At 29.2% G+C, this 13,201-nt stretch carries 13 protein-coding genes and 1 other annotated feature; of the genes, 4 read left to right on the plus strand and 9 right to left on the minus strand.

Annotated elements, in window-relative coordinates; all coding sequences use genetic code 11:
* Positions 1-12: 12 nt before the first annotated feature.
* The 6 genes from KQI77_RS00905 to purR all read right to left on the minus strand — a co-directional run bounded on the left by KQI77_RS00905 (position 13) and on the right by purR (position 6,119).
* On the minus strand, positions 13-1,425 hold the full coding sequence (locus tag KQI77_RS00905; RefSeq protein WP_216387459.1) for a cell wall metabolism sensor histidine kinase WalK: 1,413 nt from the start codon (positions 1,423-1,425) through the stop codon (positions 13-15).
* Positions 1,426-2,112, minus strand: a complete 687-nt coding sequence (locus tag KQI77_RS00910; RefSeq protein ID WP_216387460.1) for a response regulator transcription factor — start codon at positions 2,110-2,112, stop codon at positions 1,426-1,428.
* Positions 2,113-2,348: 236 nt separating this feature from the next.
* Positions 2,349-3,308, minus strand: a complete 960-nt coding sequence (locus tag KQI77_RS00915; protein ID WP_216387461.1) for a ribose-phosphate diphosphokinase — start codon at positions 3,306-3,308, stop codon at positions 2,349-2,351.
* Positions 3,309-3,368: 60 nt separating this feature from the next.
* Positions 3,369-4,736: a bifunctional UDP-N-acetylglucosamine diphosphorylase/glucosamine-1-phosphate N-acetyltransferase GlmU gene (glmU, locus tag KQI77_RS00920; RefSeq protein ID WP_216387462.1), complete on the minus strand. Its 1,368-nt coding sequence runs from the start codon at positions 4,734-4,736 to the stop codon at positions 3,369-3,371.
* A 154-nt stretch (positions 4,737-4,890) separates the two neighbouring features.
* A complete protein-coding gene (spoVG, locus tag KQI77_RS00925) occupies positions 4,891-5,181 on the minus strand; it encodes a septation regulator SpoVG (RefSeq protein ID WP_216387463.1) in 291 nt (96 codons plus the stop codon).
* A 122-nt stretch (positions 5,182-5,303) separates the two neighbouring features.
* Positions 5,304-6,119, minus strand: coding sequence for a pur operon repressor (gene purR / locus KQI77_RS00930; RefSeq protein WP_216387464.1), 816 nt, complete (start codon positions 6,117-6,119; stop codon positions 5,304-5,306).
* Between the two features lie 187 nt (positions 6,120-6,306).
* Here purR and murC point away from each other — a divergent pair, with 187 nt between their 5' ends.
* From murC to KQI77_RS00945, 3 genes are all read left to right on the plus strand, one after another.
* The gene (gene murC / locus KQI77_RS00935) at positions 6,307-7,680 is read left to right on the plus strand and encodes a UDP-N-acetylmuramate--L-alanine ligase (RefSeq protein ID WP_216387465.1); all 1,374 of its coding nucleotides are present in this window, start codon (positions 6,307-6,309) and stop codon (positions 7,678-7,680) included.
* Positions 7,681-7,777: 97 nt separating this feature from the next.
* A complete protein-coding gene (locus tag KQI77_RS00940; protein ID WP_216387466.1) occupies positions 7,778-8,596 on the plus strand; it encodes a purine-nucleoside phosphorylase in 819 nt (272 codons plus the stop codon).
* A gap of 45 nt (positions 8,597-8,641) precedes the next feature.
* Positions 8,642-9,340 (plus strand): metallophosphoesterase, encoded by a 699-nt coding sequence (locus tag KQI77_RS00945; protein WP_216387467.1) that lies wholly within the window; start codon positions 8,642-8,644, stop codon positions 9,338-9,340.
* Between the two features lie 71 nt (positions 9,341-9,411).
* On the opposite strand, the gene KQI77_RS00950 is transcribed toward KQI77_RS00945, so the two are convergent.
* The 3 genes from KQI77_RS00950 to KQI77_RS00960 all read right to left on the minus strand — a co-directional run bounded on the left by KQI77_RS00950 (position 9,412) and on the right by KQI77_RS00960 (position 11,073).
* Positions 9,412-9,960, minus strand: coding sequence for a YcxB family protein (locus KQI77_RS00950; protein ID WP_216387468.1), 549 nt, complete (start codon positions 9,958-9,960; stop codon positions 9,412-9,414).
* 18 nt (positions 9,961-9,978) lie between these two features.
* On the minus strand, positions 9,979-10,530 hold the full coding sequence (locus KQI77_RS00955; RefSeq protein WP_216387469.1) for a hypothetical protein: 552 nt from the start codon (positions 10,528-10,530) through the stop codon (positions 9,979-9,981).
* Between the two features lie 114 nt (positions 10,531-10,644).
* A complete protein-coding gene (locus tag KQI77_RS00960) occupies positions 10,645-11,073 on the minus strand; it encodes a hypothetical protein (RefSeq protein ID WP_216387470.1) in 429 nt (142 codons plus the stop codon).
* A gap of 111 nt (positions 11,074-11,184) precedes the next feature.
* Positions 11,185-11,438: a binding site (T-box leader), on the plus strand.
* Between the two features lie 49 nt (positions 11,439-11,487).
* Here KQI77_RS00960 and asnS point away from each other — a divergent pair.
* Entirely contained in the window at positions 11,488-12,876 is a 1,389-nt protein-coding gene (gene asnS / locus KQI77_RS00965; RefSeq protein ID WP_216387471.1) for an asparagine--tRNA ligase, read from the plus strand.
* The last annotated feature ends 325 nt before the right edge of the window (positions 12,877-13,201 follow it).

The following is a 13,201-nucleotide window of genomic DNA, read 5'->3' on the forward strand; positions in this document are numbered from 1 at the left end:
ACTTCTATACAACTAAACTTTTGCAAGAGTAAAAGTAAATACTACTCCTTCTCTTTCATTTCTTACCCACACATCTTCTTTGTGTTGAGTCATAATCAATCTAACTATTGGAAGTCCTAATCCAGTGCTTTCCTTGTTAGTTCTAGATTTATCTGACTTATAGAATCTATCCCATATATGTGCCATTTCTTCTTCAGTCATCTTAGATCCTTTATTATAAACTGCTACATGAACCTTAGGTCCTTTTATTCTAGTACTTACACTTATTATTCCTTCTTCTCCACCATATTTTATTGCATTATCTAATAGATTAGTTAATACTTGCATTATTCTATCACTATCTGCATACACATATAAATGTTCATTTTCAAGTGATGCATTAATATGAATACCTTTGTCTTTTACTTTGCTTTCAATATTTAGCAAACACCTTTTAACCAAAGCATTTATATCAACTTCCATTATAGTTAACTTAAACTTACCAACTTCCATTGATGATATATCTAATAAGTCATTTACTAATCTAGATAATCTATTAATTTCATCATAAACTAATTTCAAGTAATAATTTTCTTTATCTTTTGGGATAACTCCATCTAACATTCCTGCTATAAATCCCTTCATAGAAGTAATAGGTGATCTAAGTTCATGAGATACATTTGATATAAAATCTCTTCTATTTGTATCAACTGCTTCTAGAGACTCAGCCATTAAATTGAACGATCTTCCAAGTTCTCCTATTTCATCATTAGATTTTACTTGAATTCTATTAGTCACTTCGCCTCTTGCTAATTTATTTGCAACTAAATAAATCTCTTTTAACGGATTAACTAATTGCTTTTTAGTTAAATAATTAGCACCTGCTACAGCTAAAACAAGAGTTACCAAAGTAGATATCCAAATTATTTTATACACCTTAAATAAATAGCCATTCATAACAGAATCAGAAGGCATATATATAATTGCTCCCCAATACTTATCACTTTTAAAAATAGGCTTTAAATAAGCTTCTTTTGATGAATCACCTGTTTTAACTTCTCCATCTTTTACAATTTCATTGTTTTGTAGTTTTGAGGCATACTGCTCATCTATAGATATTTTAGTTTTAGACATTTCTTTTTTTATCTCTTTTGAACCTGCATAAACAAATTCAATATTGTCACAAACTAATACATCTGTATCCATAACATCCTTTACATTATCAAGAATCAATTGAAGACTTTTATATGAGCTTTCACCTTCAACAAGAGATGTATTTACCAAATCAGTAATTATTTCTCCTTGCTTTTCTAATTTATCATAGAAATATGATGAATATATGCTTCTAAAGGCAAATGTTAAAATAATTGATGATGCTACTAAAATAATTGCTAATATAGCTGTAAAATTAGTTATTATCTTATATAGCAAACTATTCTTGTTCATCTACTTCACCTCAAATTTATATCCAACACCCCATACAGTTTCTAACTGCCAGTTGTCTCCACCATTTATTTTTTCTCTTAATCTCTTTATATGAACATCTACTGTTCTTGAATCTCCAGGGTAATCATATCCCCATACTTCACATAATAATTGTTCTCTTGTAAAAACTTTGTTCTTATTACATGCTAAATAATATAATAAATCAAATTCTTTTGGTGGCATTTTTATTTCTTGACCTTTATAAACAACATTGTATGAACTAGCATCAATAACTAAATCATTAAAATGTAATATATCTTCATTTGAACTTTCAACTGAATACCTTCTCATTACAGCCTTAACTCTTGCTAATAATTCCTTTGGTTCAAAAGGTTTTACCACATAATCATCAGCTCCTAATTCTAATGCTAAAACTTTATCAAATGTATCACCCTTTGCAGTTAACATTATTACTGGTGTTGCTGAGTCCTTTCTTATCCACTTTAAGACATCTATACCATCTATGTTTGGAAGCATCATATCTAAAAGAACTAAATCCGGCTTACATTCTGCAAATAAATCTTGTGCTGCCTTACCATCATTAGCTATTCTAGTATCATATCCCGAACTTTTTAGATACATATCTATTACTTCACAAATATTTGTATCATCGTCAACAATTAGTACTACTCCTAAATTTCCTTCCATAATTCCCTAACACTCCATTTCCTTTATTTTCTTCTTTCTACAATTATATAATATAAATTTATCACTTTTTTCATAGTTTTTATACAGTTTTAAATAAATTGTTACAATTTATTCATCATGTACCACATATCGTTCACATTTGTAGTAATTAATTATACTATACCATACATCCTTAATATTTTTCTATGCAAAAAAAGATGGTTACTAAAAATGTAACCATCTTTTATGTAAATATATTAGCCTTCGAATAATTTACTAATTGCTTCGTCGTAATATATTCTCTTAATTGCTTCTGCAAATATTGGTGCTACTGAAATAGAAGTAACTTTATCTTTATCAACATCTTCTGGTAATGTTAATGTATTTAACATTACTAATTCTTCAATTGCTGAATTTTCTATTCTCTCAAATGCTGGTCCTGAAAGAACTCCGTGTGTACAACAAGCACTAACTGATTTAGCTCCTAAATCTTTTAATGCATTAGCTGCATTACATATAGTTCCTGCTGTATCAATCATATCATCTACAAGAATACATCTCTTGCCTTCTACTTCTCCAATTATATTCATTATTTCTGAAACATTTGCTCTAGGTCTTCTCTTATCTATTATAGCTATTGGTGCATGTAAACTATCAGCAAACTTTCTAGCTCTTGTTACACTTCCTAAGTCTGGTGATACAACAACTACATCATCTTGATCTGCATATCCTTTTTCTACAAAGTGTTTAGCTAATATTGGTGATCCTAATAAGTGATCAACTGGAATATTGAAGTATCCTTGAATTTGAGCAGCATGTAAATCCATTGTTAATACTCTGTCTGCACCTGCTGCAGTTAATAAGTCAGCAACTAATTTAGCTGTAATTGGATCTCTTGACTTAGCCTTTCTGTCTTGTCTTGCATATCCGTAATAAGGGATTACGGCAGTTATTCTACCTGCTGATGCTCTCTTAAATGCATCTATCATTATTAATAGTTCCATTAAATTGTTATTAACTGGTGCTCCAGTTGACTGAACTAAGAATACGTCAGTTCCTCTAACACTTTCATTAATATCTACACTAATTTCCCCATCACTGAAAGTTCCTACTTTAGCATCTCCAACTGGAAGACCTAATAAACTTGCTATTTCTTTAGCTAATTCTGGGTGTGAATTCCCTGTAAATATTTTTATCTTTTTACCATGGGATAACATAAATATGAAGACCTCCTTAAATCTTTTAAAAGTATATTTTTGTGGTATAAATCTATATTATTATTTCATTAAACCCTTTTTCTCTACCCAACCTTCAATGTTTGTCTGTCTAGCTCTAGCTATAGCTAAATCACCTTTCTTCACCTCTGATGTTATAGTTGAGCCGGCTGCAATATAGGTATTATCTTCAACAACTACTGGAGAAACCAAATTAGTATTACATCCTATAAAGCTATTATTACCGATTATTGTTTTATGTTTTTCTTTTCCATCGTAGTTAACAACTACTGTTCCACAACCAAAGTTGCAATTACTACCGACTTCAGCATCACCTATATATGTTAAATGTGAAACTTTAGTTCCATCTGCTATACTACTTTTCTTAATTTCTACAAAATCTCCTATTCTAACACTGTTACCAATAGTAGATTCAGGTCTTATATATGCAAATGGTCCTACTGTAGTATTATTACCTATCGTACTATCTAATATTACTGATGCTTGTATCTCAGCACCTTCCTTTATTATACTATCCTTAATTCTGCAATTTTGCAATATCAAACAATTATCTTCAATTGTAGTTTTTCCTTCAATAATATTATTAGGATAAATAATTGTATCTTTTCCTATAGTAACATCTATGCCTATATAAGTTGTTTTAGGGTCAATAAGTGTTACTCCATTCTCTAAATGTTTTTTATTGATTCTTTTTCTAAGAATTTCTTCTGCTTCAGCTAATTGAATTCTAGAATTTACACCTATTGTATCTTCATAATCTGTTACAACAGCTCCTATTTTTTTATCTTGAGATTTTAATATTCCTATTACATCTGTAAGATAATATTCTCCTTGATTATTATTATTAGATAATTTATCTAATGCACTTAATAAATCTTGAATATTGAAACAATACATTCCTGCATTCATTTCATTTATCTTAAGCTGCTCTTCTGTACAATCCTTATGTTCAACAATTTCTTTTACTCCAACATCGTCTCTAATAATTCTACCGTATCCTGTTGGATCATCTACAAATGCTGTAAGTAAAGTTGCTGAATTATTGTTCTCTATATGTTCATCAAATAGTCTCTCTATAGTCTCTACCTTAGTTAATGGAGAATCTCCTGAAAAAACTGCCACAACTCCAGTTTTTCCCTTTAAGAATTCCTTAGCAGCTTTAACTGCATCTCCAGTTCCAAGTTGTTCTTTCTGTAATGAATATGAAACATTTCTATCTTCTGTGCTTGCTTTAACTAGCTCAGCACCTTTTCCTATAATCAAGTTTATATCTTGAATTCCAGCTGTTCTAATGTTATCTATAACATGTTTAACCATCTCTTTGCCACATACTTTGTGTAAAACTTTAGGCATGTCAGATTTTATTCTCTTACCTTGCCCTGCTGCTAATATCAAAGCACATTTATACATCAAATCACCTCGTGAAATTTAATGGTATTATATTTTTCTAAAAATGTATTTTAAAAAGAATAATTCCTTATAATATTATATTGGAAAGGGGTATTTATTTCAACCATAACTTAATTTAAGGCAAAAAAATAAAAGGAAGGTAATCTTCCTTTTATTATTCTTCTGAACTTGTTTCAGCACTTGATTCTTCAATCTTTGCTTCTTCATAAGCTGATAGAATAGATGCTTGTATCTTTTCTCTAGTCTCAGTATTAATTGGATGTGCAATATCCTTAAATTCACCATCTGGTGTCTTTCTACTAGGCATTGCTATAAACAATCCATTTTGACCTTCAATTACTTTAATATCATGTACAACAAATTCATTGTCAAAAGTAACAGAAACGATAGCCTTCATCTTTCCATCAGTAGCTATTTTTCTGATTCTAACGTCTGTGATTTGCATTTCACTCCACCTCCAGTTGCTTTATGTATTAAAAGTTCTCCACGTATTGTCAAATTCCTTCTTTTTTTAAGTATTTTTTTATAATTTTTTCTGTTTTTCTTTAATTATCCAAAAATATAGGATTATTTGAATAATTTTGACGGCTCAATATCAATTTTCATGTCAGAATCAACAGATCTTAATTCAACAATTGATACATATTCATCTATAAGTTTCTTTTTTACTTCTTTATTATCAATTAATACACCTATTCCTATTAATTCACTATTGAATTCTTTTAATAATTCTTTTATTCCAAGTGCAGTTCCTCCACCTTTCATAAAATCATCTATAAATATACAACGGCTATTTGCTTTCATAGAACGCTTAGATAAAGACATCTGTTGAAGCTTACCACTTGTTCCAGATACATAATTAATTGTCATTGTTGCCCCTTCTGTAACTTGTGCATCTCTTCTTGCTATAACTAACTGCACGCCTAAATTTCTAGCTACTTCATAAGCAAGAGGTATTCCTTTTGTTTCTACTGTAATTATATAATCAATATCTTCCTTCTCAAAACATGAAGATAAAATTACTCCAGCTTTACTTATAATATCTGGATTATACATAACATCAGTCATATATATAAAATTTCCTGCTATAACTCTTTTACTATCTTTTATTAATGTGCATAATTCCTCAGCAAATTTTTTACCATTATTATTACTTATCTTATGAACATATCTTATTCCACCTGTAGCACCAGCTATTGTTTCAACACTTCCTAGCTCTAATTTCTCTAAAATCTCACGAACTATAACAATATCTTCACTAATAGTGGATTTTGCAGCATTTAATAAAGATGCAAATTGACTAAGCCCTATTATCTTGTTAGGGTTCTCTGTTAATATCTTTGTTATAGCTACTACCCTACTGTTTCTATTTAACTTCTCCATAAATAAACCACCTATTTAAACACGAACTTTTTTTATTATTTTTTTTCTAATATTCATATTTTATTCTATTCCTTGTGGTTTTTCAATTATATATTTTTAACTTTTTCTTATGTTAATGTGTTCAAATCTAAAAAAATGTATATAATTAAAATGTAGAATTAAAACTCATTGAAAAGGGGATGTTATCTTGTCGTTTGATTTTATAAAAGATAAACATATGAAAATCCACTTTATTGGTATCGGTGGTATCAGCATGAGCGGTCTTGCTGCTGTGCTATTAAATAATGGATATACTGTTTCAGGTTCTGATTTTAAAGATTCTGAAATTATAAAGGCACTTAAGAATATGGGAGCTGAAATATACATTGGACATGATGCTAGTAATCTAAAGAATGTAGATTTAGTAGTATATACTGCTGCAATTCCTGCAGATAATCCTGAACTAGTAGCTGCAAAAGAACAAAATATTCAACTTATGGATAGAGCTGAGTTCCTAGGTTTGATAATGAAGGGTCATAAATATAATGTTGCTGTATCTGGAACTCATGGTAAAACAACAACTACTTCTATGATATCTTATATGACTATGGAAGCTGAATTAGACCCTACTATATTAGTAGGTGGTGAAGTAGACCTTATAAACGGAAATTATAGAATAGGAAAAAGTGATTACTTCATTACTGAAGCATGTGAATACAAAGAATCATTCCTTAAGTTCTTCCCATACATAGGAATAATTTTAAATATTGATGCTGATCATCTAGATTATTATAGAGATATAGATCATATTACAGAAACTTTCACTAAATTCTCTAAACTCATTCCACAAGATGGATATCTTATAGGTTTTGGTGGAGATAAACGAGTAAAGAAAATCTTAGACTCAGTATCTTGCAACACAATATCTTATGGTTTTGATAATGAAGATTTAGTAGCTAAAAATATATCTTATAATTCTAGAGGTTGTGCTTCATTTACAGTTGTAAAAGACAATTCTGAATTATTTTCAGTAGAATTATCTAACCCTGGTAAGCATAACATTTTAAATGCATTAGCTGCAATTGCTGTAGGATTAATATTCAAGATTCCTACTGAGATAATTTCAAGAAGTTTATTAGACTGCAAAGGTGCTCATAAACGTTTTGAATTTAAAGGAACATTTAATGGAGCAACAGTTATTGACGATTATGCTCACCATCCTGCTGAAATAAAAGCAACACTTAATACAGCTAATAAACTAAAGCATAATAAGATATATTGTATATTCCAGCCTCATACTTATACTAGAACTAAAACATTATTCGATGAATTCACAACTGCATTTAATGAAGCTGATGAATTAATTCTTATGGATATATACGCAGCTCGTGAAAAAGATACTGGATTAGTTTCATCAGATGAACTAGGAGATGCTATAAGAAAAACTGGTGTAAAATGTATCAACGTTCATTCACATGATGAAGCAGCAAATTATATAAAAGAACATGCTAACAAAGACGATATTGTATTAACAGTAGGTGCTGGTGATGTAGTTCTTGTTGCAGATAAGCTTTTAAAATAATTAAACTTTTATTGAAATTTTTACCGATAACTTATTTACTAGTTATCGGTACTTTTATATACTTTAATTATAAATAACTTTTTAGAGGTGATTTTTTATGGATTTACTTACAAGAATATTAAAAGCAAAAGAATATATTTTAAATCAAAGCAAATACACTCCATCTATAGGTCTAATATTAGGTTCTGGTCTAGGTTCTCTTGCTGATTCTATTGAAAATCCCGAATTCTTTTCTTATAGTGATATCCCTGGATTCCCAGTATCAACTGTAGAAGGACATAAAGGTAGACTTGTTATAGGAACTTTACAAGATAAAACTGTTATTGCTATGGATGGAAGATTTCATTATTATGAAGGATATAATATGGCTGAAGTCACAATTCCAATAAGAGTTATGAAACTATTAGGAATAAAAACATTAATAGTTACTAATGCAGCTGGTGCTGTTAATACTTCTTTTGTTCCTGGAGATTTAATGATAATTACTGACCATATCAATCTTTCTGGTGCTAATCCACTAATAGGTAAAAACCTTGATGATTTTGGCCCTAGATTTCCAGATATGACAACAGCTTATGATCCTGCCTTGAAAAATATTGCTCTTACTTCAGCTTCCTCATTAGGTATTGATATTAAACAAGGCGTCTATATGATGATGAGCGGCCCAACATACGAAACTCCAGCTGAAATAAGAATGGCTCGAATATTAGGAGCTGATGCCATAGGAATGTCTACTATTCCTGAAGTAATAATTGCTAATCACTGCAACATTAATGTTTTGGGAATATCTTGTCTTACTAATATGGCTGCTGGAATACTAGATAAACCTCTAGCTCATTCAGAAGTTATAGAAACATCTAACAGAGTAAAAACTAACTTCATAAAATTAATGAATACTATACTTAAAAATATTTAAACAAGTGCTACAATAAATATATACACTTTATAAGGAGGTTTTTTAATGAAATTAGCTATTATATCAGATATACACGGAAACATATACTCTCTTATGAGAGTTTTAGAAGATATAGATGACCAAAAGGTTGACTGTACAATTTGTCTTGGAGATCTCGTAGGATATGGTCCTCATCCAAACGAAACCATATCTCTTATAAAAAGAAAAAATATATTATGTATAAAAGGTAATTATGATGCTTCCGTTGTAAATAATGCCTTTTCATATATTAGAGAAACATCCATTAATTCTTTTTCTCTTCCTTGGACTGTAGAAGAATTACGTGCAATAAACAGATACTATCTAGATAACCTTCCAACATCCCTTTCTCTAGAATTCAATAACAAAAAAATTAAATTTGTTCATGGTAGCCCTAACGCAATAAATGAATATATGCATGAAGATAATGAAAATAACGAAGAAATAATGAAAAACTTACAAGAAGATATTCTTGTATGTGCTCATACTCACATTCCTTATGCCAAATATTATGGTGATAAATTACTTATTAATGATGGTAGTGTTGGAAAACCAAAACATGGACGTCCAACTTCTACATATTGTGTTTTAGATATACATAACGATGGAACTGTTACTTATAATTTTAGAGAAGTGGAATACGATGTAAAAGGTATAATGAAAGACATGGAAATGTTAAAATTCCCATCATCACTTATAAGAAGTTATGAGACTGGTCTTGAATAAAACAAAGATTAAAATAGAATAGATTTTGTAGGAGAACATTAAAATTCTCCCACAAAATCTATTCAGTAATTTTATTTGCTTATATATTTTTCTATTTCATCACAGAAATCATCTTTTAATGATTCTTCTTTAAATGCATCTATAGGAATTACTAATCCTTTGTTGTCTTTAAATACAATATATATAGAATCTTTATTTTTAACTACCTTATCTACATAATTCCATGAATAGTCAGTTTCAGTGAATTTACCTTTAACCTTTAATCCATCCTCTAAAACTTCAACAGATATTAAAGTTTTATCATCAATTTCATATTCTTTAAGCATATCTTCGAAGTTTTCTCTTCTAACAACTCCTGTTAATAACTTTATTAATAAAACTATTAATATTCCAATAAAAAGTGGTAACAGTATAATAATTATATCTTCTCTCTCTATCTTATTATGTGCTATCATTAATCCACTTTTAGATATACCTATTATTATAGATATTAATAATCCTATAGGAATCCATATTATATTTCTTATTAATCTATATTTTTTTATTGATTTTTGATTATTTAGATAGTATTTGTAGAATTCAAATAACTTATCAATATTATTTTTATATTTTAACTTCATATTCTTTTCCTCCACATATTATTCATTGACATTCTTAGATGTTTTTTCAGTAATTATTCTTATAAACTCTTGTTTTTGATTATCATCTGAAAATGCTGTAGTAGGAAAAGTCAAATCTTCTTGTCCTTTTATCTTGATATCAATAAATTTCTTTCTTACAATAACATCCTTTACTCCTTGCATTTTTATATGCTTAGTAAAATTATTATCTCTTACAACTATCTCACAATCATCTAATTCAATTGTCTTCTGTCCTTCAAGACTAAAAGAAAGCTTCTCTATCTCTTTATAAATCACTGCTGACTTAAGCTTCCAATATAACATAGGAACTACTATAATCCACAATATTCCGCATACTATATATACAAGTAATACTGCACTCATAGAATCTCTCATAGAACCATATACATCTACTTCATTATTATATGTTAATAAACATAACATTCCAAAAAAAGCAGCTACAAGAAGACACATAAATATGCACTTAAGTATATGTTTTCTACTATAATATATCTTCATTAAAGCCATATCAGCATATGTTTCTTTAGTATTGTCATAACTTATCTTCATATTATTCCCCCTATATATTCACACACAAATATATTATATAAACGTTTTCCAATATTATTATACAAAAAAGCTATGATTATTTCTACTAAATTATCATAGCTTTATTGTATCCCTTTATTCTTCTAACACTCCAACTTGAGTACAATCTTCTAGTAATTCTCTATTATCTTCATAATAACTTTTAATATTATCAATTGTATCCTCTACACTATCTGGAAGTTTATTAGATACATCATATACCTTGCCTTCTATATCTATATATAGAGGTGTGCCATCTACTCCATTATACTTCTGCACTTCTTCTGCAGTAAATGTATCATAATCCCTAAAACTCCTATAAGTTCTATAACTATCTGCACTTGTATCTTCATTATCTTCTTTAATATATTCCATATCTAACAATATAGCCTCTAAATCCTCTACTGTTTCCTTGATATCTTCAATAACCTTTTCATTATTATTCCTAAATGAATTATCTATCAACCTACCTTTTAATGTATTTAACTTATCTAATTTTCTTTCTAATATTTTTGTTCCTTTCATTTAACTACTCCTATTAAATAAATCTATATATAGTCTATGCTTTATTTTCTAAAATGTTATTATAAATATTTGCTTTTGTAAGTAAAGTATTGTAAAATCAAAATATATGTTATACAGACTATGAAGAGAAGAGTAAGTTATAAAGGTAGTCTTAGCGAGTGAGGGATGGTGTAAGCCTTGTACGATATTTATATCTGAAGAACATCTTGGAGTCTCTAACCGAACGTATTCTTTTTTATAGAATATCAGTAGACTTAGACGTTGCTAGTACGTTACAACTAGAGCATATTTATTATATGTTATGTAGAGAGGCTATTTTTATAGCAATTTAGGTGGTACCGCGAAATTATTCATTCGTCCTATTTTTTTAGGAACGAATTTTTTTTTACTTATTATTTTTTAGGAGGATTATTTATGAACACTTTAGTAAAATCTCTATATAGAGAAACTGATAAATATTTATCACAAGATATTTCGATTTCTGGTTGGATTAGAACTCTTAGAGCTTCTAATGCCTTTGGATTTATCGAAGTAAATGATGGTTCTTTCTTTAAAAATGTTCAAGTAGTTTTTAGTAATGAATTATCTAACTTTAAAGAAATTTCCAAATTACCAATAAGCTCATCTATAACAGTAAATGGTACACTTGTTGCAACACCAGATGCAAAACAACCATTTGAAATTCAAGCAAAAGAAGTAATTCTAGAAGGTATGTCTGATTCTGATTACCCTCTACAAAAGAAAAGACACTCTTTTGAATATTTAAGAACTATTGCTCACTTAAGACCTAGAAGTAATGCTTTTTCAGCAGTATTTAGAGTTCGTTCAGTTGCAGCTTATGCAATACATAAGTTCTTCCAAGATAGAGGATTTGTTTATACAAACACTCCAATATTAACTGGTAGTGACTGTGAAGGTGCTGGAGAAATGTTTAGAGTAACTACTTTACCTCTAGAAAATATTCCTAAAAATGACGAAGGAAAAGTAGATTATAAACAAGATTTCTTTGGTAAAGAAACAAATCTTACTGTATCAGGACAATTAAATGGTGAGTGTTTTGCATTAGCATTTAGAAATATCTATACTTTTGGACCTACATTTAGAGCAGAAAATTCTAATACAGCTAGACATGCAGCTGAATTCTGGATGGTAGAACCAGAAATAGCTTTTGCAGATTTAGAAGATGACATGGAATTAGCAGAAGATATGCTAAAATATGTTATGCAATATGTTATAGATGAATGTCCTGAAGAAATGGCTTTCTTTAATCAATTCGTTGACAAAGGACTATTAGATAGATTAAATCATGTTATTACTTCTGACTTCGGAAGAATAACTTATACTGAAGCTGTTGAAATTCTTAAAAACTGTGGAAGAAAATTTGAATATCCTGTTGAATGGGGTATAGATCTTCAAACTGAACATGAAAGATATCTTACTGAAGAACACTTTAAGAGACCAGTATTTGTAACTGATTATCCAAAAGATATTAAAGCATTCTATATGAGAATAAATGACGATAATAAAACAGTTGCTGCTGCTGACTGCTTAGTACCTGGAATTGGAGAAATTATAGGTGGTAGTCAAAGAGAAGAAAGACTTGATGTATTAAAAGCTAGAATGGCTGAATTAGGTCTTAAAGAAGAAGATTACTGGTGGTACTTAGAATTAAGAAAGTACGGACAAACAAAACATTCAGGTTTTGGTTTAGGTTTCGAAAGATTAATTATGTACTTAACTGGAATGAGCAATATCAGAGACGTATTACCATTCCCTAGAACTACAGGACAATCTGATTTCTAATGATTAGTATCAATGTATTATATGTTTAAGTAAATAATATCATCAAGTATTTACTAATATAAAAAAAGAGTAAAGGTCCCTAAATGCTATAAACTTGCTAAAGCTCAGACAGTATAGCATTTTTAATGGGATCTTTACTTTTTTATTATAAGAATAACAACCAAAATATTACTTAATAAATTTGTAACAAAATAATTAGCACTCACCACTTGACAGTGCTAACAAGTAGTGGTATAACGTAGTTAGAACAAAGGAAGGGAACAATAAATAGGATATAAAAAATCCTATAAGTTCTTGAAACATCCCGGTTCCAGAAAAACAAGGT

Origin of the sequence: Clostridium sp. MSJ-8, assembly GCF_018918325.1 — a bacterium.
Classification (GTDB): Bacteria; Bacillota; Clostridia; order Clostridiales; family Clostridiaceae; genus Clostridium.

Bases quoted from the DNA above. Each gene is read 5' to 3' on its own strand.
- KQI77_RS00905 (WP_216387459.1), bottom strand. From the start codon at position 1,425: ATGAACAAGAATAGTTTGCTATATAAGATAATAACTAATTTTACAGCT.
- KQI77_RS00910 (WP_216387460.1), bottom strand. From the start codon at position 2,112: ATGGAAGGAAATTTAGGAGTAGTACTAATTGTTGACGATGATACAAAT.
- KQI77_RS00915 (WP_216387461.1), bottom strand. From the start codon at position 3,308: ATGTTATCCCATGGTAAAAAGATAAAAATATTTACAGGGAATTCACAC.
- glmU (WP_216387462.1), bottom strand. From the start codon at position 4,736: ATGTATAAATGTGCTTTGATATTAGCAGCAGGGCAAGGTAAGAGAATA.
- spoVG (WP_216387463.1), bottom strand. From the start codon at position 5,181: ATGCAAATCACAGACGTTAGAATCAGAAAAATAGCTACTGATGGAAAG.
- purR (WP_216387464.1), bottom strand. From the start codon at position 6,119: ATGGAGAAGTTAAATAGAAACAGTAGGGTAGTAGCTATAACAAAGATA.
- KQI77_RS00940 (WP_216387466.1), top strand. From the start codon at position 7,778: ATGGATTTACTTACAAGAATATTAAAAGCAAAAGAATATATTTTAAAT.
- KQI77_RS00945 (WP_216387467.1), top strand. From the start codon at position 8,642: ATGAAATTAGCTATTATATCAGATATACACGGAAACATATACTCTCTT.
- KQI77_RS00950 (WP_216387468.1), bottom strand. From the start codon at position 9,960: ATGAAGTTAAAATATAAAAATAATATTGATAAGTTATTTGAATTCTAC.
- KQI77_RS00955 (WP_216387469.1), bottom strand. From the start codon at position 10,530: ATGAAGATAAGTTATGACAATACTAAAGAAACATATGCTGATATGGCT.
- KQI77_RS00960 (WP_216387470.1), bottom strand. From the start codon at position 11,073: ATGAAAGGAACAAAAATATTAGAAAGAAAATTAGATAAGTTAAATACA.
- asnS (WP_216387471.1), top strand. From the start codon at position 11,488: ATGAACACTTTAGTAAAATCTCTATATAGAGAAACTGATAAATATTTA.